Consider the following 24,333-nt stretch of genomic DNA (forward strand, 5'->3'; position numbering starts at 1 on the left):
ACTATTTAATAGTTCCATCCCTCTTTTCCTAAAGCTAATCTAATATTTTTCATTTGTTGATGTTTATCCTTACACCATTGTGGTGACAATAAAGTACTATCATCTATTCCAGCAGTTACTCTTTGAACTGATACATTATTTGGTAAATTTATAATAGATTTTACAACTGTATCAATGTATAGTTCTTCAGAAATTGGAGTGAATCTTCCTTTTCTAAAATCATTTGTTAAAAGTGTATTTTTCACTACATATAAAGGATGGAATTTTATCGAATCAACTTCTAACTCTAAAGTTTGTTTAAAAGTTTCAAGCATCATCTCTTGTGTTTCATTTGGCAAACCATAGATTAAATGTCCACAAACTTTCAATCCTCTATCTTTTGTTCTTTTTATCCAGTACTTCATATTAGATACCGTATCACCACGATTTATTTTTACAAGTGTTTCATCAAAAAATGACTGGATTCCATACTCAATCCAAATCTCTTTATCTTTAGATTTTTCAACTAAAAAATCTAAAATTTCATCAGTCATACAATCTGTTCTTGTTCCAATACTCAAACCAATAACATTATCAAAACTTAAAGCTTTTTCATATAAAGCTTTTAAAGTATTAAATGGAGCATAAGTATTTGTAAAAGATTGGAAATAAACTATAAATTTTTTTACACCAAATTTATTCTCAAGTCTTTTTTTTGTAGCAAAAAACTGCATTTCTAGCTGTTTTAATTGATTTTCTAAATATGGATTTTCACTGATTCTAGGATTAAGTTTGAACTTTGTTCTTTTTTCTTGTAAATTTGGACTAAAAGAATCATTTTCACAAAAAGAACAACCACCACGAGCTACTGTTCCATCAATATTTGGACAAGTAAATCCAGATATTGAAATAGGAATTTTGTAAACTTTTTCACCAAATTTATTTTTTAAGTATCTTCCGATAGTTAATACATTTTTTAATTCACTCATTACGCTTTTACGAAGTAATCTCCATCAAAACTTTCAAGTGCATAATTTCTATCATTTCCGATTGCATTTACTAAATCATCTATAGATAAATATTCTAAACTATCAGCTTCTATATATTTACAAACTTCATCTTTACTCATATTATTTGAAATTAATTCTTCTTTATGTGGAGTATCAATTCCATAGAAACATGGGAATTTTATTTCTGGACTAGCAACTCTAAAATGAACCTCTTTAGCACCAGCTTCTTTTAAAAGTTTAACTATTCTTTTTGAAGTTGTTCCTCGAACAATTGAATCATCAATTACAAGTAAAGACTTACCTTCAATCAAAGATCTCATAGGACTTAATTTCATTCTTACTTTTAAATCCCTCATCTCTTGAGTTGGTTCAATAAAAGTTCTTCCTACATAGTGATTTCTAATGATTCCGTACTTAAATGGTACTCCACTTTGTGCAGCATAACCAAGTGCGGCAGGCACTCCACTATCTGGAACAGGAACAACCATATCTATTTTAATATTTTTATTTTTATCATTCTTGGCTAATGCTTTACCCATATTTTCTCTAGTTGTGTACACATTTTTACCATCTATTACAGAATCTGGTCTAGCAAAATATACGTATTCAAAAGCACATGGTCTAAATTCTGGTTCAAATAGTTGAATAGATTCTGGTTCATAACCTTCAGCTAAAATAAGCATTTCTCCAGGTCTTACATCTCTAATAAATTCTGCACCAACTAAATCAAAAGCACAAGTTTCACTAGCAACTATGTATCCACCACTTTTTAATTTTCCAATAGATAAAGGTCTAATTCCATATCTATCTCTAATTACAAACTGTTTACTTCTACTTTGAACAATAAAACAATATGCACCAATAGTTTTTTCTAAAGCTTCTTTTATTCTATCTCTTAGTCTATCTTTTGTATTTTTAGCTATTAAATGAATTAGATTTTCAGTATCCATTCCTGTTTGGAAAATTGCACCTTTATTAATTAAATCTTGTCTTACTTCATCTTTATTAATCAGATTTCCATTATGAACAATTGATATTTCACCAAGTTTATATTTTGCATAAACTGGTTGTGCATCTAAAATAGAATCTCCACCAGCTGTTGAATACCTATTATGTCCAATAGCCATATTCCCTTTTAGATATTTTAAGGCATCATCAGTAAAAACCTCTGAAACTAAACCTCTATCTTTTTTTGTATAAATTTTTCCATCACACGATGAAGAAATACCAGTAGCTTCTTGTCCTCTATGTTGCATTGCAAACAGAGCAACTGAGGCTAGTCTCGCCGCATTATCATTTCCAAAAATTCCAACTATTGCACACATGTTATTTTTCCTTATAGACCTAAAGCATCATTGATTGAGTATAATTTTGCATCTTTTCCTACAATCCATTTAGCAACTTTAATTGCACCTTTAGAAAAAGTATTTCTTGCAGTTGCTGTATGGTTTAATTCTAAGAATTCTCCATCATTGTATAAACCAACTGTATGTCGTCCTACTATATCTCCACCTCTTAATGCCATAACAGCAATTTCATCTTTAGTTCTAGCACCAATATTTCCATCACGTCCAGAAATTCTTACATCATCCAAGTTTAAATCTCTTGCACTTGCCGCATGTTCAGCTAAAGTTAAAGCTGTTCCTGAAGGTGCATCAATTTTATGTCTATGATGTTGTTCAACAATTTCAATATCAAAATCTCTTAAAGTCTTAGATGCTAAAGTTACAAGTTTATTTAAAACAGCAACTCCTAAACTCATATTAGTCGCATATAAAATAGGTACTAATTTGCTAGCTTCAAGCAACAAATTTTGCTGATGTTTATTTAATCCAGTTGTTGCAATCACCAATGGTTTTTTTGCACCATTTTCAATAACTTCAGTCAAAAGAGCCTCTGTTCCAGAAGGTTTACTAAAATCAATAATTACATCACAAGAATCAAATAAAACTTTTATATCATTTGTAACAATTGTATCTTGTGGCAAAGTTTTTAATAACTTGCTAGTAACATGAACTGCTGATAATTTAGCATCTTTATCATTTTGTAAATCATCAATTAATAGTGAACCAACTCTTCCAGTGCTTCCTAAAATACCTATTTTAACCATTTAAATTATTTCCTTATCCTAAATACTCAATAATATTAACTGCTGCTGTTGCACCATCTCCTGCTGCACAAACAACTTGTTTTGCTGCATCAATTCTGATGTCACCTGCTGCATAAAGTCCGGCAACTGATGTTCTCATTTTTAAATCAACTACAACTTCACCACTTTCTCTTACATCACATAAAAAAGACCCGTCTGCTTGTTTTAAAGGTGCATTTAGAACATCTCTTCCTACAAAAATAAATACACCTGGAGTTGGTAAATCTCTAATTTCACCTGTTTTATTACATTTTACTTTTAATCCTGTAACTCCACTTGCATCGCCAAACACCTCTTCAACACTAACATTTGTAACTTCTTCAATATTTTCTGTGTGTTTCATATGTTCAACTGTACTAGGTGCTGCTCTATATGTATCTCTTCTATGAACTAAATATACTTTTTTACATAATTTTGCTAAATATATAGCTTCTTCAATTGCAGAATCTCCACCACCAACAACAGCTACTTCTTTTCCTTTATAGAAAAATCCATCACAAGTTGCACAAGTAGAAATACCTTTTCCAAAGAATTCATTTTCGCCTTTAAATCCTGCACGTCTTGGAACAGAACCAGTCGCTATTAAAACAGATTTTGCTTCATACTCTTTTTTATCTGATGTTGTTACTTTAAAAATATCACCATTTTTTGTAACATTTTCTACTTGTGCCATTTCATGTTTTAGTCCAAATCTTTGACATTGCTCTGGCCATTTCATCATTAAATCCATTCCAGAAACAATTTCAACTTGTCCAGGATAATTCTCAATTTCTGAAGAACTTGTTATTTGACCTCCAGGCATTCCCATCTCAAACATAATAACATTTTTTAAGCCACCTCTAGTAGCATATAACCCAGCAGTTAAGCCAGCTGGTCCTCCACCTATAATTGCTAAATCTAACATATTGAAATCCTTAATTTAATTTTAATTCATCTCATATATTTTATAAAAATAATATGATACTAAAATATTTGTAAGTTATAGATTATATAAAAACAAACATTATGGAAAAATTTTATCATTTAATAATTTATATCTATCTTAAAATATTGAATTTTTTAAATAAAAAAAGGAAGATGCAAAAACATCTTCCTTCTTAAGTTTAAATCTTCTAACTAATTATAAAAGAGAATTAATTTTATCAGTAAATGCTTGTTTTGAAGAAGCACCAACTGTTTGATCTACAACTTTACCATCTTTTATGTAAATAACAGTAGGAATTGATCTAATACCAAATTTTACAGCTAAATCTTGCTCTTCATCAGTATTTACTTTACAAATATTTGCTTTCCCTTCAAAATCAGAAGCTAATTCTTCTATAACTGGAGCAATCATTCTACAAGGTCCACACCAAGGAGCCCAGAAATCTACCATAGATACACCTTTACTTGTTACTTCGTCAAAATTTGAAGCTGTTAATTCAATATATTTTCCCATTATTTATCCTTTTATTAAATTTTATTTATCATTAAATATATACATAGTTTGTTAAAACATAAAAAATTATAACTTTTAAAAACTTAAATATAGTTTTATATTTTATAAAGTTCACTAATCAAGGCTAAATAAACTTTTAGATAAAATAGAAAAATTTTATAAAAATAACGGATAATTTAATGGATATTAGAAAAGAATATTTAGAGTTTTTTAGAAGTAAAGGACATGAAGTTATTTCATCTATGCCTTTAGTTCCTGATGACCCTACATTAATGTTTACAAATGCTGGTATGGTACAGTTTAAAGATATATTTACGGGAGCTGTTCCAACACCTAAAAACAAACGAGCTACATCATGCCAATTATGTGTAAGGGCTGGGGGAAAGCATAATGATTTGGAAAATGTAGGTTATACAGCACGTCATCACACTTTATTTGAAATGCTTGGAAATTTCTCATTTGGAGATTATTTTAAAGAAGATGCTATTGCTTATGCTTGGGAATTTGTTACAGTTAATTTAGCGCTTCCTATAGACAAATTATGGGTTACTGTTCATAACAATGATGATGAAGCTTTTGATATTTGGTCAAAGTACATAAATCCATCAAGAATTATGAGATTTGGAGATAAAGACAATTTCTGGTCAATGGGAGATACAGGTGCTTGTGGACCTTGTAGTGAAATCTTTTATGACCAAGGAGAAGAAAACTTCAATGGTGAAGAAGATTATATGGGAGGAGATGGAGATAGATTTTTAGAGATCTGGAATTTAGTATTTATGCAATACGAAAGAACAGCTGATGGAAAACTAAATCCTCTTCCAAAACCATCTATTGATACAGGGATGGGACTTGAAAGAGTAATTGCAATTAAAGAAGGTGTTTTTAATAACTTTGATTCGTCTAATTTCAAACCAATAATTAAAAAAATTGAAGAAATTTCTTCTAAAAATGCAACTTCAGAAAATATTGGTTCATATAGAGTAATTGCTGACCATTTAAGAGCTTGTTCTTTTATGCTTTCACAAGGAATATTATTTGGAAATGAAGGAAGACCTTACGTTTTAAGAAGAATCTTAAGACGTGCAGTTAGACATGGTTATTTAATAGGATTTAGAAAACCATTTATGGCGAAACTTCTTGACACTTTAATAGAAATAATGGGTGGACACTATACAGAACTTGTTGAAAATAAAAATTTCATTGAAGAACAATTAACTTTAGAAGAAGATAGATTCTTTAAAACTATTGATTTAGGGATGTCTTTATTTAATGAAGAACTAGAAAAAACAAAAGATATTTTTTCTGGTGTTACTGCATTTAAATTATATGATACTTATGGTTTCCCTTTAGATTTAACAGAAGATATGTTAAGAGATAGAGGTTTAAAAGTTGATTTAGCTAAATTTGATGAATTAATGAATAACCAAAAAGCTATGGCAAAAGCAGCTTGGAAAGGAAGTGGTGACACTTCAAACGAAGGTGATTTTAAACAATTATTAGAAAAATTTGGTTCAAATGAATTTGTTGGATATAACAATACAACTTACAAATCAAAAATTATCGCTCTTTTAGATGAACATTTTAAAGAAGTAAAAATTTTAGAAAAAGATTCTACTGGATGGGTAATGTTAGATAAAACTCCATTTTATGCTACAAGTGGTGGACAAAATGGAGATATTGGAGCTTTAGAAGATAATAAACATATTGCTATTGTTGAAGAAACTACAAAATTTCATGGGTTAAATCTTTCAAAAGTAAAAGTTGTTAATTCATCTTTAAAACAAGGTGAAAGTGTTGATGCAATCGTTGTAAATAGAAATGAAGTTGCAAAACACCATAGTGCTACACATTTACTTCAAAGTGCTCTAAAAATAGTTTTAGGAGATACTGTTTCTCAAGCTGGTTCTTTAAATGATGCTTCAAGACTAAGATTCGACTTTACTTATCCAAAAGCTATGACAAAAGAACAAATTGATGAAGTTGAAGACTTAGTTAACTCTATGATAGCAAGAGGAATTTCAGGAAATGTTGAAGAACTTCCTATTGAACAAGCAAAGAAAAAAGGCGCTATTGCTATGTTTGGTGAAAAATATGGTGATGTTGTAAGAGTTGTAAGTTTTGAAGATGTTTCTGTTGAATTTTGTGGAGGAACTCACGTAAGAAATACAGCTGATATTGGAAGTTTTTATATAGTAAAAGAATCAGGTGTTAGTGCGGGAGTAAGAAGAATAGAAGCTGTTTGTGGAACTGCAGCAATAAAATATACTAAAGATATAATTTCAAAAATGAATGAAATTCAAGCAGAAGTTAAAAATAGTGATGTAATTTTAGGTATAAAAAAACTAAAAGAGCAAATCAAAGATTTGAAAAAAGAGATAGAAACTTCTCAAAGTAAAACTTCTTCTCCTATTGAAGAAACTATTATAAATGATACAAAAGTTATAGTTTCAGTAGTAGAAAATGGTGATTTAAAGAAAATTGTTGATGATACAAAAAATGCAAACGAAAAAGTTGCAATTTTCTTATTACAAGCAAAAGATGACAAAGTTTTGATTGTAGCTGGAAGTAAAAATACAAATATCAAAGCTGGTGATTGGATAAAAAATATTGCTCCAATCGTTGGTGGAGGTGGAGGTGGAAGACCTGACTTTGCACAAGCAGGTGGAAAAGACACTTCTAAAATCCAAGAAGCTAAAACTAAAGCTTTAGACTACGCAAAAGAAAACTTATAATTTTAAGAGATAGTATTAAACTATCTCTTAATCATTTAAATAATACTCAACTGTTGATACAATCCTAATATTTTTTATGTGTTCGCTATTTTTATCTCTACTAGTTATCTCAAATTGTCCTTGAGTTGCTTTTTTGATTTTACCTAATTTACTATTTGAATCTTGAGCAAATTTTTGTGCAACTTCTCTAGCATTTGCTGTTGCTTCTTCAATCATAGCTGGTTTTATTTCATTTAATTTTGTATATAAATACTCTATTTTTGAATCCCAATCATCTACTCTAAATAAAATTCCATTTTGTGATAATTCAAATAGTTTTCCACTTACATCTCTTATTTTTTCAATATCCTGAGAATATATATTTATAGTTCTATTTGCTAAATATCTCAAAGTATAGTCTCTTTCTGTAAATTCATTTGCATTTTTATCTATGATTGATGGAGAATTTACTGTAATATCTTCTTTTTTTATTCCATATTTATTTAAAAACTCTAAAACTTTATTTGTATCACTTTCAACCTTTTTTGATAATTCATCTAAAGTTGATGCTGTTGCAGAAAATTTTATAGGCCACAATACAATATTTGCTTGTACCTCTTTTTCTGATAAACCTTTTACAATAACTGTTCTTTCTAGCTCTTTTGATTTCAAAAAACTACTCGAAATAAAATATCCCAAAGTTCCTAAACCGATAAAAATAAAAAAACCTAAAACAAAAGATGATTTTAAACTTAACTTTTCCATTGAAATTCCTTTCTATTTTATAGATTATATCAAAACAATTTTTTATTGATAAAAACAACTACTTCTACTACGACTAAAATAAGCGCAAATAAATATATCATAAAATCCCAACCAAAGTTTTTATAAATAATTGTAGGTAAAAAAGAACCCATTGCTCCACCTAAATAGTAAAAAGTTAAATACATTCCAGATGTTAAAGATTTTTGAGAAGATTTCATAGAATTTGCAAGTTGTGTACTTACAGTATGAGCTGTAAACATTCCAATACAAAATAAAAATAGAAGTAAAAATAAATATATAATGTCATTATTTGTTAGAAATATTGTTACAAATATAAAAAAACCACATGCAACTAAAATAGTATTTATTTCATTTTTAAAAAATTTTATAATCTTTTTTGAAGTTAAAGATACCAAAATACCCATTCCATAACCTAAATATAACAATGATATTTGAAACTCCGAAAAATGTTCTGAGATATCTTTTACTCTAAATGGTAATACATTTAAAACACCAGCAAAAACAAAAAATATACAAAACATTACGAAATAAATTATAACAAATCTTTTATCTTGTAAAATATTTATTACATCATTTATTTTTGGTTTTATAATAGTTGCATCACCATTATAATCTAACTTTTTTATCAAAGTAATAGATACTAAAATTGCTAAAGAAAGTGAATAAAATACATATTCATAAGAAAATGTTGTAGCAATAAATCCAGAAAATATTCTTCCTACAAGTCCACCAAAAACAGTTGCTGCAACATATATTGACATATTAAATTTTACATTTTCTTTATCAATATTTGCCAAAATACTCATCAAAGAAGTTAAAATAGCAGGTACAACTAAAGCTTCGCAAACTCTAAAAAATAAAAACATTTCATAATTTGTAGATAATCCCAAACAAATATTTGTTATCAGTAAAATAAAAGAAGCATTTATCAACATTTTTTTTGCACACATTTTTTCCAAAGTGTATCCGTAAATAATAGGAGAAATTGCCATAAAAAGTAAAATAACTGCTGTAAACCAAGAAGCTTGAATAACTGTAATATTAAACTCTTTTGCCAAAAGTGGTTGCAATGGTTGTGTTGCATACATAACTGACATTACAACGATAAGGCAATAAATAATAATTAGAAGATTAATTCGCAAAAGATTCTCTCTCTTTTGAGAAATATGAATTTATAAAATTCATTCTTACTAAACTATTTGAATAATTTGTATCCAATCTTGTTTTTTGCAAATAAATATTTGTGTAGTTACTGTCATATTTTTTTATTAGATTTGTTGTATAAAATCCTTTATAATCTATTATAAAAATATCTTCAAAAACTTTATATTGATTTACGATATTTACATAATACATATCATCAACCAAATAAGTATTTACTTCTATATTAGAAAAATTTAATCTTTCAACTAATTTATATGATTTAGCTTTTATAGTATCCATAAAAAGAGATATAAAATAACCTCTTGCTAAGCCATTCCATTTACAATCACTATTTAAATTTATATGTTCAATAAAAAGTTTTCCATGTTTTATATCATCAATTTGTGAAATATATGAAAAGTTTGTACAACTATCAAATGTTGATATCTCTTTTTGATTTGAAAATCTTTCTTCAATAATTGAAGGTGTTGTTTTTGGAATACAACCAGAAAGAATAAAAATTGTTGCTAAAAGAAATATATTTTTAAGCATTTTTTCTCCTTAAAATATATTTTTATTCTACCCTTAAAAATATTAATTGTAAACTACTTGACAAGAAAATATAGGAAATTCAATGACTTATGAAGAGTGGTTTTTAAATCAAGGGAAAGAACATCAAAAAATTATAACAAAACTGAAAGATTATACTATAGATGAAATAATAGAATATTTTAAATTTGAAAATATGGTGATTAATGAACCAAATTTTTGTCTTCTTTATAAAGAAAATAAAAAGTGTCACAATATAGAGAATTTAAACTGCTACTTATGTGCTTGTCCATATTTTAGATTTAATGACAAAGGTTTAAAAAAGCAAGACAATAAAATATTATATTCTTATTGTAGTATTGATTCAAAAAATGGTTCAAAATTTGAATCTGAGAATTTTATACATCATGATTGTTCTAATTGCACTATTCCTCATAAAGAAAAATTTATTAAAAAGAATTTTAATAAAAATTGGTTTGAAATAATGAAAGATTGTAGAATATAACTATTTTGTCATATTAATAATAAAATAGTTTCTTCCATCTTGATATTTGTGTTCTAGTTTATATTTGTGTAGATTCACAATAGTTTTTACAATATAAAGCCCTAATCCAAAACCTTCACTTCTTTTCTCTTCTTGGCAAAATGCTTCAGTATAGTGTGATAAATCATTTTTTAAAGGTTTACCTAAAGAGATAATTTCTATAAAATTTTTATTTGCATTTATCACTGCTTTTTTATCTGACGAGAATTTGATAGCATTATCAATTAGATTTTTTAAAACTATTGACATCATATAAGTATCAACTTCAAAGTTAAAGTTATCTATATTCGCCTCAACACTTTGTGGATTTATCATCATAATTTCTAAAGTTTTTTTATATATATTCATGAAATTTGTTTTTTCTTTATATATCATAGTATTTTTTGAAGTTAATTTCTCAACTGTTGCAAGTTCTTTGATAATATCATCCATTCTTTTAAAAGCTCTTTGAAGATTTTCTCTTGTTTTATCATCTTCTAAAGTTTCAGCAATAAACATCGCTTTTGTAATAGGAGTTTTTAATTCATGCATCATATTTCTCATAAATAAATCTTTTGATTTTGACTGATTATTTATAATATTTATTGCTTCATTAAAATTTCTTGCTATTGTTCCTACCTCATCAGTACTCGTGTAATTTAATTTTATATCTTTATTTCCTTGAGAAAATTCAATAATTTGTTTATTTAACATTTTTAGTGGTTTTAACTTTTTCATTAATATTTCATATAAAATTAAAAAAGTAAGAATTGAAACAATAAATCCTAAAACAATAAATGCCATATTATATCGATGATTAGCAGAATCTTTTAACATAACATTGTAGCCATATTGTTGCACATAAATATAATATATATCATTATATTTATAAACTCTATAAGTTCCTAAATAATTTTGAGTAATAGTTAGTTCTTGAGCGTTTTTTATAATTTCAAGTTTTTCATCTTTATCTTCAATAGGAGAAACTTGAAATTTTTTGTATAAAGATAAAAGGATTTCAACAGTTGGATTATTTTGAAATGTAATCAAAATATTTTCTGCAATTAACTCATATCTATTTTGTAAAGTTAATTCATGTTTTTGTTTATCATAATTAACAAATATTGTAAAAGTTACAAAAATAGATAAAAAAGCTAATGCAAATATTATATTTACAAAAGTAGAAATAGAGATATTTTTTATCATATAAGTTGATATCCAATACCTCTTACTGATTTTATATAAGTTGTACTATCATCAATTTTTGCTAGTTTTGTTCTAATTCTTGAGATAATTACATCAATATTTTTTAAAGAAGAATCATCTTCGATATTATCACTTGCATATATAAAATCTTCTCTTGCTACAACTCCGTGATTTCTTTGTATTAAAAGTTTCAAAATATCATATTCTGCTAAAGTAAGAGTTAAATGCACACCTTTGAAAAGTATTTGCATATCAGATTCTCTTATTTCAAATAAAGAGCTTTGTTCAGCTTTTTTAGGCTCATTTTGTAAATCAACTCTTTTTAAAATTGTTTTTATTCTAGCTTGAAGTTCTCTTGGATTATAAGGTTTTGGAAGATAATCATCAGCACCTCTTTCTAATCCCATAACTTTATCCAAAATATCATCACGTGCTGAACTAATAATAATTGGAATATTTGATTTTTCTCTAATTTTTGGAATCAACTCTAATCCATCAATTTCAGGAAGCGTTAAATCTAAAATTATCAACTGATAATCTTTATGAACATTTAACATAGATAGTCCATTATAGGGACTATCTGTATTTGTAATTTCTATATCAAATGATTTTAAATAATCTGTAATGATTTGAGCTAATTCTAAATCATCTTCTATCATGAGTACTTTAATAATGGGAAATCCTTTTTATTGAATAATAAATAAAATCGTTTGACCATATCTATTTACATAAACTCTTTTATTTTTATTCTCATATTTTTTTATTGCATTTTCTAAGTTTGCAAAATTTTTAATCTCTACATCTTCTATTTGAATGATAACATCTCCTGCTTCAAAACCAGCTTTTTCAGCTTTAGATTTTGGTTCAACATCTGAAATCAGTATACCAATTGTATCAGATGACAATCTATATTGTTTTTGAGTAACACTATCAATCGCACTTAGTTTTAATCCACCTAAGAAAAGATTACCTTCTGCTGTTGGAGTTTGACCAAGATTAGTTGCTCTATCCTCTAAAACAATGTTTAATGTTATATCTTTGCCATCTCTTTCAATATCTAACTTAACTTTTTCTTTTGGTTTAAATGATGCAATAGTATTTTGTAAACTTGTTCTATCTTTTACAGCTTTACCATTTATTGCATATACTAAATCCCCTCGTTTTAAACCATATTTTGAAGCTGGTGTGTCATTTGATACATCTAAAATTAATGCACCCTCTTTTCTTTTATAAACTTTTTGCATTTCCTTATCTAAATCAGCTATTACAACACCTAGATACCCTCTTACAACTTTTCCATCAGTTACAAGTTTTTCAACTACATCTTTTACCATATCAACTGGTATTGCAAATCCTATTCCATTATTTCCACCACCTTTAGAAATAATTGCTGTATTTATACCAATTAATGCACCTCTACTATCAACAAGTGCTCCACCACTATTTCCAGGATTTATAGAAGCATCTGTTTGAATATAGTTTTCATATTTATTTATTCCAACTTTATTTTTATTTAAAGCTGAAACAATACCTTGAGTAACTGTACTTCCAACACCAAATGGATTTCCAATTGCAAAAATTACATCCCCAAGCATTACACTACTTGAATGAGCAAATTTAATAGGAGTTAAATCCGTTTTTACATCTATTTTAATTACTGCAATATCGCTATCTGCATCTTTTCCTATTAATTTTGCATTATACTCAGTTGTATCATCACCAATTGTTACTGTAATCTCTTCTGCATTTTCAATAACATGATTATTTGTAACAATATATCCATTTTTTGAAACAATTACTCCTGAACCCAATGATCTTTGAACTCTATTTTGTTTAAATTGATTTCCAAATTGGTCTCCAAAAAATCTTTTGAAAAATGGATCATTAAACATCTGTAAAGGTAAACTATCCATATCTGAATCAACACTTTTTTTTGCAGATATATTTACTATAGAATGAATAGAATCTTTTATACTATTGTTAAATGATAAGATTTCGCTTGTTGAATTTGGAGTAACTCTTTGTGGATCTTTTTCCATCATCTCTAACTCTATTGTTTTTGCAAAAAGTTGAGTTGCTATTAATGTAGAAATAAGTAAAAGTTTTTTCTTCACTTTTATATCCTTTTTTAAATAAATTATTATGATATGTTAAAGCAAAAAAGTAAACTATTTTTGAATAAATAGTTAATAAATTATTAATTTAATTGGGCTATTTTGCCCAATTTACTATAAATCAGTTTTTAAAACTGCTCCGCTACTTGCATTTGTAACAAGTGCTCTATATTGACCTAACCAAGATGAATTTAATGGTTTTTTTAGTGGTTTAAAATCAGCTTTTCTTTTTGCAATTTCTTCATCACTTAAATTTACAGACAAAATATATTGGTCAACATCAATATGAATTTCATCACCATCTTTTAATAATCCGATCATTCCACCCTCTGCTGCTTCTGGAGAAACGTGACCAATAGAAGCTCCTCTTGTTGCTCCACTAAATCTTCCATCAGTAATAAGTGCTACAGAACTTCCTAATCCCATTCCCATGATTAGACTTGTAGGTGCTAACATCTCTTGCATTCCAGGACCACCTTTTGGACCTTCATATCTAATAACTACAACATTCCCTGCTTTAACTTTACCACTTACAATTCCTTTGATAGCTTCAGGTTGTCCATCAAAACAAACAGCAGTTCCTGTAAATACTCTTGAACCTGTAATTCCAGCAGTTTTAATAACAGCACCTTGTTCGGCTAAATTACCATAAAGAATTGCTAATCCACCAACTTGTGAGTATGGATTATCAATAGTATGAATGATATTTGTATCTTTGATATATGCATCTTTGATTTTTTCTAATACAGTTTCACCAGAGATAGTAAGGTTATCAGCTAATATATCATTACCTCTTTTTGTCATCTCTTTCATAACTGCATTTACACCACCAGCTTTATTTATATCTTCCATATGAACAGTTGATAAAGATGGAGAAATTTTTGCAATATGAGAAACTCTTTTAGAAATTGCATTTATATCTTTTAATTCAAAATTAACACCAGCTTCTTTTGAAATAGCAAGCATATGAAGAACTGTATTTGAACTTCCACCCATTGCCATATCAACAGCAAAAGCATTTTTAACTGCATTTTCATTTAAAATATTTTTTAATTTATATTTTTCTCTTGATGCTTTATCTTTTGCAATTTCACAAATTCTTCTAGCAGCTTGTCTATATAAAACTTCTCTTTGGGGCGTTAAAGCTAAAATAGTTCCATTTCCAGGTAATGCAATTCCCATAGCTTCCATAAGTGTATTCATAGAGTTAGCTGTAAACATTCCAGAACATGAACCACCGCTTGGACAGGCATTACATTCAATATCTTTTAATTGTTCTTCACTAATATCACCTGCTTCAAATTTCCCAACAGCCTCAAAAGCAGTTGCTAAATCAATTGGTGTTCCATCTTTTGTATAACCTTTTTGCATAGGTCCACCACTTACAAAAATAGTTGGAACATTTACTCTTAATGCTCCCATAATCATACCTGGTACAATTTTATCACAGTTTGGAATAGCAATCATTGCGTCTAATTTATGTGCATTCATAACTGTTTCTATAGAGTTTGCAATTAACTCTCTTGAAGGAAGTGAAAATAACATCCCATCATGTCCCATTGCAATACCATCATCAACACCAATAGTATTAAATTCAAATGGTACACAACCATTCGCACGAATCTCTTCTTTTATAATAGCTGATACTTTATCTAGGAAAAAATGGCCTGGAATTAATTCTATAAAAGAGTTTGCAACACCAATGAATGGTTTATCAAAATCTTCATCTTTTAAGCCAGTTGCTCTTAATAATGATCTATGTGGAGTTCTATCAAATCCTTTTTTTACTTCATCACTTCTCAATTTCTAATCCTTTTGATTTTCATTAAATAATATGCTTAGATTATACATTTATTGCTTTTTGTTTTTTATTAAAATATTGGTCTATTTTATAAATTCTAAAATTTCTAAAAAATACTCTTGACAAAAAATAAAAAAATGTATATACTTCCAGTCCATTTTGAGTTTAACGACTTGAAAATGACTTACCAAATGCGAGTGTGGCGGAATAGGTAGACGCGCGGGACTTAAAATCCCGTTCCGGTTTCGGAGTGTGAGTTCGATTCTCACCATTCGCACCATTGATGTGTAGAGAGTTGACAGAGTTGGTCGATTGTACCGGTTTTGAAAACCGGCGAGGTTCACGCCTCCGAGGGTTCGAATCCCTTGCTCTCTGCCATTTTTTCAAAATTAAATCATTTAACTTTTTATCATTATTTGATTTAACTTATCCAATATTTTGTTGGAGGTATAGCAAAGCTGGTAATGCCTCGGATTGCAAATCCGACATGCGTTGGTTCGAGTCCGACTACCTCCTCCACTAACTAATTTAACATAATCTAACATAATCCAAACAACCACGAAAAAATCGAACTTTTAATCCTATTTAATGAATTATTAATCTAATGTATTCTAACATCATCTAATAATTATTGGTACATAAATTGGTACATATAAACTAAGAAATATAAAAATATGAATTTTTATGTACCAAAAAATGCTGTAAAGACCTTAACCAATACTGTTACAAGGATTTCTATTAATGGGTAAAAATAATCAATTACAAGATATACAAGTAAAACAAGCAAAGCCAACTAAAGAAACATATTATCTTTTTGATGGATTAGGGTTATATTTGGAAGTAACTCCTAATAATGCTAAAATTTGGAAATTTAGATATACATATAACGGTAAAAGAAAAAAAACATCATTTCAAAGTTACCCTAAAGTCTCACTAAAACAAGCAAGAAAAAAAAGAGATAATTATAATGAACTTCTTTTTGATGGAATTGACCCTATTGAATACTACAAAGAACAAAAGGAACTAAAGCAAATTGAAGATACAAGCAGTTTTAAAAATATCTTTACTCAATGGTTAGAGATGGAAAAATCAAAAAGTGGTTTAGCTCAATATCAATGGAAGAAAACAAGAATTGAAAATGATATTTTGCCTTTTATTGGAAATAAAAAAATAAAAGATATTAAAATCCAAGATGTTACAAATGTACTAATTGAAAAAAATAAAACAGCACCTGTTACAGCTTCTAAATTATTTGGATATTTAAAAAGTATTTATAGTTATGCAAAAACAAAAGGTTATATTGAAATAAATCTATTATCAGATATAAATAAAACTCATATTATTAGTTCATCTCAAGTAATTAGCTATCCAAAAATCACAGAAAAAGAAAATTTAAAAGATTTAGTAAATAGTATTTATAACTATCAAGGATTTTATTCAGTAAAAAATGCTTTGAAATTGGTTTTACATTTACCATTAAGAGCAGGAAATTTATGTAATTTACAATGGAGTAATATTGATTTTGATAACAAACTTCTAATTATCTCAAGAGATGAAATGAAAGTAAAAGATAAAAATTTTGATGATTTTAGGATGCCTTTAACTGATGAAGTTATAAATATTTTAAATGAACAAAAAAGCTATACGGGTTATCAAAAGTTTATCTTTTTAGGAACAAATAATAGAACTCCAATAAATGTAGAAAGTCCAAATAAAGCATTAAAAATTATGGGGTTTGATGATGAAGTAAACGGTAGAAAAATTACTTTGCACGGTTTCAGAGGTACTTTTAGGAGTTTGATTGATACTTTAGATATTGATAGTAATTTTAGCTTTGAAACAAAAGAGAGAGCATTAGACCATCACGAAAAATCAAAAGTTGTTAGAGCTTATACACATAAAAGCGATTATATAAATCAATTAATCCCTTTGATGAATTTTTGGAGTGATTATATCCTTAGTTTAAAAAATTGAGTATTAAAATAGTTTAAGTTAATAATAGCCATTTTATTCACTTCAATTTTTAAAGTATCTATTTTGGCTACTCCAATTTATAATATGATTTTATTCATATTATGAATGTTTAATCTTCACAAATTTGTGAAGCTTCATAGGTGTAAACTACGTGTAGCTTTATTAGTGTTTAATATCGGTTTTATGATAGTTTAGAGCCGATAAACACTATCTTGAGTTAACACCTTTTAATTAAAGGTATTGAAGCGTTATTAAGAAAATGAACACACCGATAGTATAAGGACTTAGAACTGTATCTTTTGAAGATTCCCCTACCTATCAAGTAGCAACCATTTAATACCATTTAGGTTACTATTATTGAAAGTTTTGCAACTTCTTTTTATATTTAAACTAAACAAAATTATGTATAAACTTAAATTCTAATAATTTTATTTATAATTTTTGCAAATATAATTTACTAGATATGCCTTCGATGAACCATCTAAAATATCAACCCAATTTGAACCTTTATAATGTGTAATTTCTTCAAATCCTATTTCGCTTTCTCCTAATCCTTTAAATTGTTTTTTTGAACAATTAATTTCTGTTTTTGAATATACAGTTTCATAGGTACCTACTCTTTTATGTAGCACTGTGAATGTACTACCTGTTTTTTCTACATTTACCAAATAATAATTTCCTTTATCTCCACTATTTTTGGGTAATTCAATTTCTTTAGCATAAGAATTATTTACTAGAAATAATAACAATATACTACTTGATTTTATACCAAGAAATTTCGACCTAAATAATCTTTTCATTTTTTTCCTTTGAATTATTTACTTTTATAAATTAGAGAGCTTTTACTGAATTTTATTTTAAGCCACTTTTTACAATTAGTATATGTAATGGTATAGTTACTAATAATGCTGGTAAAAAAAATAAAAACGCCAGTATATGTATAATAACCATTATAAAATTAATCATCCTTAACTCCTTTGTTTATTTGTGTAACTATTGTTATTAATATCCTATACCATTGATAGTAATAGTTAAAAACTTGCGAATATTCTACTCAAAAATAAGTCAAAATATTATAAATATTAGAAAAATTAACCTATCTTTTTATTTAAAAATAATTTTAATGAATTAACTTCTTTAGTTATCTCTTTGTCTAGTGCTTTACTATCAAAATTTACTTTTACATTTTTATCTGCAAATCTTTTATCTTTTGATAACATTTCTTTTATTGCTTTATTTATTTGATTTTCATCCATACAAATCAACCACCTATTTAAAATATTTTACAAATATTATAATATTTACTTAGTATTCTTTTTCTTTCTATCTTTGAATTTTATTTCAATAGTTGCACCAATAAATCTTTTATCTTTTTCCAATAGCTCTTTTATTTTCTGTTCTACTTGTTGCTTAGTCATTAATTACCTTTTGCTAAATCTGTAATTTGCTTAAATTCGTGAAGTGGTAAAGCTAAGTATTTGATATTAGGAATTGAGATAGTTACTTCAATCCTCCATAAAATACCAGTTAATTTATTTTTTAATGCCTTATCATAAATACAGATTTTATCTATCATTGAGATACTAGGATTATTGATATAATAAGTATCTGTAACAACTCCATCTTTTGTTACAAATCTTTTTAAATTGAAATGATTTTTTAATAGTTCTATGTTTGGCTTTTGCTTCATATCTAAGCATAAATCAATATTAGAAATATCTTTCAAGATAGATAATATTTTTGTAACCAATTGTTGAGGTATATTTGTTTTTTTACTCATATCAGTTTTATATTGAAACAATCCAAATATAACCATAGTAGCTATTCTGTATCTTGGTTTGTCCTTGTTGCTGTTGTAATAGTAGATATTATATTTCTCTAACCTCATCACGCTTGTAATTTCTTCATCAATCAAACGCTTTTTTAATTTGTGTAAGATATTAGAATTTTTTTGTAGCTTTTTCCAACTCCCTAATTGTTCCAACTGCTCTTTCTTATGCTGTTTACTAAAATCTATCCTTAAGCTGTCTATTGAAAAATCTTCATTATTATTTGAATTAAACTCGTTGATAAAGTTTTCTAGTTCTATAAGTACATTCATTGTATAATTTCCATTGCATTAAGAACATCATTTCTTAAACCTTTATTTTAAAATCAACATAAGCCCTACGATATAAGGGCTTTATGCTGTTACTGTGATAACATTTTTCTTTAAGTGCTTGGATTACATTGTTATACATTGTAAGTGGTATTTTTTCTAAACTTAAAGAGAAAATATCTTATTTTTTGGCTTGTTTGTGTTTACTAGCTCTCTTATCTTAGAATAATATTTTTTACTTATTCTATAAATTCCAATAGTTGCTTTTGTTCCATCTGATTTTGTTATGTAGTGTGTTTCTGTTTCAATTATTGAAAAGCCATCTTCATTAAAATAATTGCTTAATTTCATTCTTAATTTTGAAACATAATCAGATAAGTAATGACAATTAAACATTTCTTTTGAATAATGATTTTGCACTCTATCATCATAATTTAAAGCCATAGATAAGATTTTTATATCTGTTTTATTTAGAGGTATTTTTTTCATTTTGTACCTTATCAAATAAAATAGAATGAAATAACTCCAAATCAATTAAATTATCACATTTATAATATTTAGCGATTATTACATAAAGTTCAAAACTAGAATAACACTCTAAATCTTTTATATTAGCTTGTATTTCTTTTATTTTAATCTCTATCACTGCATCATCTGATAAATTAGAATTAATATCTTTATAAAATAAATGAGTTAAATCATTTTCATTTACATCATCAATTATTAATGATAATACTCTTTTGAGTTTATTAGTAGTATAAGAGTTCATTATGCAACATCTCCAAATAATGCTTTTTCAACTTCTGCAACATCATATACAACTACTTTTTCACTTACTTTAATTCCTGAAAATCGACCTTTTGAGATGTAGAGGTAAAGGGTACTTTTTGGAATACCTACATATTTACTTAATTCTTTCATTCTCATTTTTCGAGAATGTTCTCTTTTTTCTTCTAATGCTTTAAATTCTTGTTTTGCCATATTTATCCTTTTGATAAATTAAAGATATTTTATTATCTATTGTTATTAAAAGTTAAAATATGTAACTTTTTGTAATTAGCTAGTTACTTTTATACAATATTTCATATAAAATCTTGACTTTTACTATTCTTTTTTCATAATATGACAATGTAATATTGAATTAATATAAATTAGAATGGGTTACATATAATTTAATTCTAAACCTTAAACACTTAGTTACTTTTTGTTACGGCTAATAACAAATTAACTAAGTGTTTCTTACTGCTACATTTTAGCACCATTGAAATTATACTGGACGAAAGTTTATATAAGATAAAAGTTCTTTATCGTTAGTTTAAAATGTCTATTTTAAGGCTTTTCTACATAATAATTCTTTCCATACAACTCTAAAAAGTTCCATTTGAATAATAAAACTTTTATTAAAATAGTAAAGTATTATGGTAAATAGTAAGTTTTTATATTGGTACATAAATTGGTACATATTAAGAATTTATATTGCTACAAGATTCTATTTAATAGAGCTTTTATAAATATTTTCGAGGGAGACTACCTCCACTTTTAAATTAAACTTATAATCTACTCGAATTTTCCCTATTTTTGAAACTTGATGCTTAACTATTAAAACATTTTATATTTTATTATAGAAATATTGTATCAAAATTATCCTATTTTAAATTTTTACTAAAAATATTAAATTTTCTTCACAATTTATTAACAATTTTTTGGTACTATTCCACTTGTTTTTAACAAATATATTTAAAAGGACGCAAAATGAAAAAAGTATTATTAGGGACAGCTGTATTAATGGCTTTATTAACAGGTTGTACAGAAGAAAAAAAACCAGCAGCAACTACTGAAACAAAAACTGAAACTCCTGCTGCAGAAGTTAAAGCACCAGCTGCTGAAGTAAAAGCAGAGGTTAAAGAAGAAGTTAAAGCTGAAGCTACTGAAGAAAAAGCAAAAACTGAAGAAGCTACTCCAGCTACTGAAGAAAAAGCTGCTACAACTACAACTGAAAATAAATAATTATATTTATAAATCCGTAAAATTTACGGATTTATAAAAAAACTCCATTTACAATAAAATACCTAATCACATAAAAAGAGTTCAAAAATACAAATAAAGTATTAAAAATAATCGAATATTTATAAATAAAATCAAAATCTTTTTTCAAAATTAATTTTAAAACAAAACTTGCTACTCCAAAAAAAGTTCCTAAAAATAAAGTTCCCCAGATAAAATAACCTACAAAGAAATACTCCTTTTGAAGCATACAAAATGGGCATTGATGAGTTGGTAATTCATATATATATGTTGAAAAAAAGTAAGTAGTTGCATAATACGCCATATACAAGAATAAAAAATTTGTAAGCAAATTTAAAAATGCTTTTTTTTGAAGATTTAGAAAAATTATCAACAAATATATCATATAAAAAAGTATTAAAAGAGTATATATTGATAAATCAAATGGTATTTTGCTTCCGATACTATTTACTCCAAAAATTACTGAACAACATAAAACTGGCTCTTTTGTGGGAATATTTGATAAAAACAGAAAATCTAAAATAAGTTCAGAAATAGACAAAATAAAAATAAAAATATATAAAAAATATTTTTTCTTCGTATATGGATAAGTTTTTTCTTTTATATCAAAAGAGTTTATAATAAGCCAAATTCCTATAAAAAATAAAATTACAATTTTGAGAAATAAATTTATCTGTCCATATTTATTTGCTCCGACAATTCCAGCAGCACACATAGCGCCTGGAACAACATTTGACAAATTGTCTAAAGTATAAGCAAAATAAAGAAATAAAAATATTTTTACAATAAGTGTAAATGTTATGATTAAAATGACTAAATATGAAGTTTTTTCTAGCTTATATTGTTTATTTGAAGTTTTACTAAAATCCCAATTTTTTATAATAAAAAACGAAAAATAAAAAGCTACAAATAAAAGAATAAAAAGAGTTAGTTGTACAAATAAAAAAATGATTATCTCATTTGATAAAAATATGCTATTCACAAATTTGTCCATTTTTTATAAGAATTTCAGAATCTACAAAATCAAGATTATCAAAAATTGGGTCATGAGTTGCAATAATAATTGTTTTTTTTAGTTCTTTTAACTCTTTTAAAATCTCTATAAAATTTTTAGAGTTTTCATAATCTAAGTTTGCAGTTGGCTCATCACAAAGTATTATTTCACAATCATTTACTAAAGCTCTTGCAATTGCACATCTTTGTTTTTCTCCACCTGAAAGATTTGAGACTAATTCATCTTTTTTATGTAAAATATTTGCAAGTTTTAAAGTGCTTATTACTTCTTCATCTATTTGTTTTTGAGAAAATCCAAGAGGAATTAAAGGAAGACTAATATTATCTTTAACGCTTAATTCATTAAAAAGATTAAATGATTGAAAAATAAATCCTATTTTTCTCGCTCTAAAATTTGAAGCATGAAAATCAGGAAGTTTTGCAATACTTTCATTTTCAACTACAATTTCACCACTAGTTGGTTTTTGTAAAGTTGCAATAAGAGATAATAAAGTTGATTTCCCACTTCCACTAACTCCTTTTAAAACAACACAAGATGATTTTTTTATATTTAAATTTATATCTTTTAAAGCATAAAATTCTTTATTTGTATTTTCATAGAAGATTTTATTTAGGTTTTTGATTTTTATCATTTCATACTCTTTGTAGCATCAATTACAGCTATTTTCCAAACAGGAATTAAAACTGCACTTAAAAATGGAACCATAAAAAATAAAAATAATGTAATAAGATTTGAGACTTTTATATTCTGATTTAAAATAAAATCATTTTTGATATTTGAAAAACCTATAAAAATATTTTTTAATACTGGTGCTTGTAAAATAAATACAAAAATATAAGCAAAAATTACTCCTATAATAAATGCCATAAAAGCAACTATAAAATTTTCTATAATTTTAAGTTTTATAATATCTTTTATACTCCAACCAACTGCTTTTAAAATACCTATTTCCCTTTTATCATTTGAACTAATCATTGAATATCTTTGATATAAAACTAAAATAAATGTAAATATTACAACTATAAATAAAATCAAAAAAATCCCGCCTTTATAGTTAAACATATTTTCATACTCTTTTTTTAGTTCATCCTTTTGCAAAATTCTTATGTTTGACTCTTTTAAAAGAATCTGTTCTTTTACATTTTGTCTTTCAAGTGGATTTGGAACATCTAAAACTATGTCTGTTGCAAAATCTGGTTTAATATCTAAAATCTTTTTTGCAATATTTATATCCATAATTATCAAATCATTTGCTATTAAATTTGCTTCTTTTGGTAAATCTTTAAAAATTTTGATATTTTTTGAATTTGCATTTTCAAGTTTAAAATCATAAGAGTCAAAATAAGCATATTTATCTAATACTTTTTTAACACCATTTCCAATAATCATAGAATCTTTTTCTAAAAACTTTGAAATATTTAAAAAGTTTAAAAGCTCTTTTAAATTTTGATTTGTAGTTTCTTCAAAAAAATCAATTCCAATAATAGTAAAATAGACATTTTCTGGCATAAAATAATATTGACCATAAACTCTTTGAGTTACTTTTGAAACTCCATTTATTTCATAAAATTCATCTATTAAAGAGGTATCAATATCTTTTATTTTATTAGCTATAGTTTTTTGTATTATAAAATCACTTTGATTTTCTAAAGCTTGGGAAATCTCTTTTTGTAAACTATTTTTGATAAATAAAATTGATGAAGTTAAAAACACAATAAAAATTGATATTAAAAAAATAGCAAAATGTTTTGATTTATGTTTTACTAAAAGCAAAAAAATGAAATTGAAAAAAACACTATTTTTCATATA

Annotated in this window: 25 protein-coding genes and 3 tRNA genes; 7 read left to right on the top strand and 21 right to left on the bottom strand. The window is 26.5% G+C overall.

What is annotated here, in order from left to right; genetic code table 11:
- Nucleotides 1-5: 5 nt before the first annotated feature.
- From CKV87_RS10430 to trxA, 5 genes are all read right to left on the bottom strand, one after another.
- Nucleotides 6-968: a TIGR01212 family radical SAM protein gene (locus tag CKV87_RS10430; protein WP_012147962.1), complete on the bottom strand. Its 963-nt coding sequence runs from the start codon at nt 966-968 to the stop codon at nt 6-8.
- Nucleotides 968-2,314 (bottom strand): amidophosphoribosyltransferase, encoded by a 1,347-nt coding sequence (gene purF / locus CKV87_RS10435; protein WP_004510976.1) that lies wholly within the window; start codon nt 2,312-2,314, stop codon nt 968-970. Before purF ends, CKV87_RS10430 begins: the two co-directional genes overlap by 1 nt.
- 11 nt (nt 2,315-2,325) lie before the next feature.
- Nucleotides 2,326-3,099 carry a 4-hydroxy-tetrahydrodipicolinate reductase gene (dapB, locus tag CKV87_RS10440; protein ID WP_012147963.1) on the bottom strand — a complete coding sequence of 258 codons (774 nt, stop codon included), beginning with the start codon at nt 3,097-3,099 and terminating at the stop codon, nt 2,326-2,328.
- A 13-nt stretch (nt 3,100-3,112) separates the two neighbouring features.
- Nucleotides 3,113-4,042 carry a thioredoxin-disulfide reductase gene (trxB, locus tag CKV87_RS10445; protein ID WP_012147964.1) on the bottom strand — a complete coding sequence of 310 codons (930 nt, stop codon included), beginning with the start codon at nt 4,040-4,042 and terminating at the stop codon, nt 3,113-3,115.
- Nucleotides 4,043-4,258: 216 nt separating this feature from the next.
- Complete coding sequence (gene trxA, locus CKV87_RS10450; protein WP_004510979.1) at nt 4,259-4,576, bottom strand: thioredoxin; 318 nt, start codon at nt 4,574-4,576, stop codon at nt 4,259-4,261.
- Between the two features lie 179 nt (nt 4,577-4,755).
- On the opposite strand from trxA, the gene alaS reads away from it, so the two are divergent.
- On the top strand, nt 4,756-7,311 hold the full coding sequence (gene alaS, locus CKV87_RS10455) for an alanine--tRNA ligase (RefSeq protein WP_012147965.1): 2,556 nt from the start codon (nt 4,756-4,758) through the stop codon (nt 7,309-7,311).
- Between the two features lie 27 nt (nt 7,312-7,338).
- Here alaS and CKV87_RS10460 read toward each other — a convergent pair whose 3' ends face one another.
- Genes CKV87_RS10460 through CKV87_RS10470 form a run of 3 tightly spaced genes read right to left on the bottom strand, consistent with a single transcriptional unit; the run spans nt 7,339 to nt 9,771 of the window.
- Nucleotides 7,339-8,055 carry an SIMPL domain-containing protein gene (locus CKV87_RS10460; protein ID WP_012147966.1) on the bottom strand — a complete coding sequence of 239 codons (717 nt, stop codon included), beginning with the start codon at nt 8,053-8,055 and terminating at the stop codon, nt 7,339-7,341.
- A gap of 29 nt (nt 8,056-8,084) precedes the next feature.
- Entirely contained in the window at nt 8,085-9,218 is a 1,134-nt protein-coding gene (locus CKV87_RS10465) for an MFS transporter (protein WP_012147967.1), read from the bottom strand.
- Nucleotides 9,208-9,771: a hypothetical protein gene (locus tag CKV87_RS10470; RefSeq protein ID WP_012147968.1), complete on the bottom strand. Its 564-nt coding sequence runs from the start codon at nt 9,769-9,771 to the stop codon at nt 9,208-9,210. The genes CKV87_RS10465 and CKV87_RS10470 overlap by 11 nt, the downstream gene beginning before the upstream one ends.
- 82 nt (nt 9,772-9,853) lie before the next feature.
- Here CKV87_RS10470 and CKV87_RS10475 point away from each other — a divergent pair, with 82 nt between their 5' ends.
- Entirely contained in the window at nt 9,854-10,273 is a 420-nt protein-coding gene (locus CKV87_RS10475) for a hypothetical protein (RefSeq protein ID WP_012147969.1), read from the top strand.
- Here CKV87_RS10475 and CKV87_RS10480 read toward each other — a convergent pair whose 3' ends face one another.
- The 4 genes from CKV87_RS10480 to ilvD all read right to left on the bottom strand — a co-directional run bounded on the left by CKV87_RS10480 (nt 10,274) and on the right by ilvD (nt 15,414).
- Nucleotides 10,274-11,497, bottom strand: a complete 1,224-nt coding sequence (locus CKV87_RS10480) for an ArsS family sensor histidine kinase (protein WP_012147970.1) — start codon at nt 11,495-11,497, stop codon at nt 10,274-10,276.
- The gene (locus CKV87_RS10485) at nt 11,494-12,171 is read right to left on the bottom strand and encodes a response regulator transcription factor (RefSeq protein WP_216081123.1); all 678 of its coding nucleotides are present in this window, start codon (nt 12,169-12,171) and stop codon (nt 11,494-11,496) included. The genes CKV87_RS10480 and CKV87_RS10485 overlap by 4 nt, the downstream gene beginning before the upstream one ends.
- A 12-nt stretch (nt 12,172-12,183) precedes the next feature.
- On the bottom strand, nt 12,184-13,611 hold the full coding sequence (locus CKV87_RS10490) for a Do family serine endopeptidase (RefSeq protein ID WP_012147971.1): 1,428 nt from the start codon (nt 13,609-13,611) through the stop codon (nt 12,184-12,186).
- 114 nt (nt 13,612-13,725) lie between these two features.
- A complete protein-coding gene (gene ilvD, locus CKV87_RS10495) occupies nt 13,726-15,414 on the bottom strand; it encodes a dihydroxy-acid dehydratase (protein ID WP_012147972.1) in 1,689 nt (562 codons plus the stop codon).
- A gap of 191 nt (nt 15,415-15,605) precedes the next feature.
- Between ilvD and CKV87_RS10500 the strand changes: the two genes are divergently transcribed.
- From CKV87_RS10500 to CKV87_RS10515, 4 genes are all read left to right on the top strand, one after another.
- Nucleotides 15,606-15,692 (top strand) — tRNA-Leu (locus CKV87_RS10500).
- A 9-nt stretch (nt 15,693-15,701) separates the two neighbouring features.
- A tRNA-Ser gene (locus CKV87_RS10505) sits at nt 15,702-15,790 on the top strand.
- A gap of 65 nt (nt 15,791-15,855) precedes the next feature.
- Nucleotides 15,856-15,931: transfer RNA gene (locus tag CKV87_RS10510), tRNA-Cys, on the top strand.
- A 222-nt stretch (nt 15,932-16,153) separates the two neighbouring features.
- Nucleotides 16,154-17,386 carry a tyrosine-type recombinase/integrase gene (locus CKV87_RS10515; RefSeq protein ID WP_012147973.1) on the top strand — a complete coding sequence of 411 codons (1,233 nt, stop codon included), beginning with the start codon at nt 16,154-16,156 and terminating at the stop codon, nt 17,384-17,386.
- 428 nt (nt 17,387-17,814) lie between these two features.
- Here CKV87_RS10515 and CKV87_RS10520 read toward each other — a convergent pair whose 3' ends face one another.
- The 6 genes from CKV87_RS10520 to CKV87_RS10540 form a co-directional block, all read right to left on the bottom strand.
- A complete protein-coding gene (locus CKV87_RS10520; protein ID WP_012147974.1) occupies nt 17,815-18,186 on the bottom strand; it encodes a hypothetical protein in 372 nt (123 codons plus the stop codon).
- Nucleotides 18,187-18,477: 291 nt separating this feature from the next.
- The gene (locus tag CKV87_RS11745; RefSeq protein WP_012147975.1) at nt 18,478-18,642 is read right to left on the bottom strand and encodes a hypothetical protein; all 165 of its coding nucleotides are present in this window, start codon (nt 18,640-18,642) and stop codon (nt 18,478-18,480) included.
- A 161-nt stretch (nt 18,643-18,803) separates the two neighbouring features.
- Nucleotides 18,804-19,487 (bottom strand): hypothetical protein, encoded by a 684-nt coding sequence (locus CKV87_RS10525; RefSeq protein WP_012147977.1) that lies wholly within the window; start codon nt 19,485-19,487, stop codon nt 18,804-18,806.
- Between the two features lie 162 nt (nt 19,488-19,649).
- Nucleotides 19,650-19,973 carry a hypothetical protein gene (locus tag CKV87_RS10530; RefSeq protein WP_012147978.1) on the bottom strand — a complete coding sequence of 108 codons (324 nt, stop codon included), beginning with the start codon at nt 19,971-19,973 and terminating at the stop codon, nt 19,650-19,652.
- Nucleotides 19,951-20,253 (bottom strand): hypothetical protein, encoded by a 303-nt coding sequence (locus CKV87_RS10535; RefSeq protein WP_012147979.1) that lies wholly within the window; start codon nt 20,251-20,253, stop codon nt 19,951-19,953. Before CKV87_RS10535 ends, CKV87_RS10530 begins: the two co-directional genes overlap by 23 nt.
- Nucleotides 20,253-20,465, bottom strand: coding sequence for a helix-turn-helix transcriptional regulator (locus tag CKV87_RS10540; RefSeq protein WP_012147980.1), 213 nt, complete (start codon nt 20,463-20,465; stop codon nt 20,253-20,255). Before CKV87_RS10540 ends, CKV87_RS10535 begins: the two co-directional genes overlap by 1 nt.
- A 771-nt stretch (nt 20,466-21,236) precedes the next feature.
- Here CKV87_RS10540 and CKV87_RS10545 point away from each other — a divergent pair.
- Entirely contained in the window at nt 21,237-21,491 is a 255-nt protein-coding gene (locus tag CKV87_RS10545; protein WP_012147981.1) for a hypothetical protein, read from the top strand.
- 31 nt (nt 21,492-21,522) lie between these two features.
- Here CKV87_RS10545 and CKV87_RS10550 read toward each other — a convergent pair whose 3' ends face one another.
- From CKV87_RS10550 to CKV87_RS10560, 3 genes are read right to left on the bottom strand one after another with little or no spacing between them, the layout of a single operon-like run.
- On the bottom strand, nt 21,523-22,491 hold the full coding sequence (locus CKV87_RS10550) for a hypothetical protein (protein ID WP_144267020.1): 969 nt from the start codon (nt 22,489-22,491) through the stop codon (nt 21,523-21,525).
- Nucleotides 22,484-23,155, bottom strand: a complete 672-nt coding sequence (locus CKV87_RS10555) for an ABC transporter ATP-binding protein (RefSeq protein WP_012147983.1) — start codon at nt 23,153-23,155, stop codon at nt 22,484-22,486. The genes CKV87_RS10550 and CKV87_RS10555 overlap by 8 nt, the downstream gene beginning before the upstream one ends.
- Nucleotides 23,152-24,330, bottom strand: coding sequence for an ABC transporter permease (locus CKV87_RS10560; RefSeq protein WP_012147984.1), 1,179 nt, complete (start codon nt 24,328-24,330; stop codon nt 23,152-23,154). Before CKV87_RS10560 ends, CKV87_RS10555 begins: the two co-directional genes overlap by 4 nt.
- Nucleotides 24,331-24,333: the final 3 nt, after the last annotated feature.

Origin of the sequence: Aliarcobacter butzleri (assembly GCF_900187115.1) — a bacterium.
GTDB classification, from domain to species: domain Bacteria; phylum Campylobacterota; class Campylobacteria; order Campylobacterales; family Arcobacteraceae; genus Aliarcobacter; species Aliarcobacter butzleri.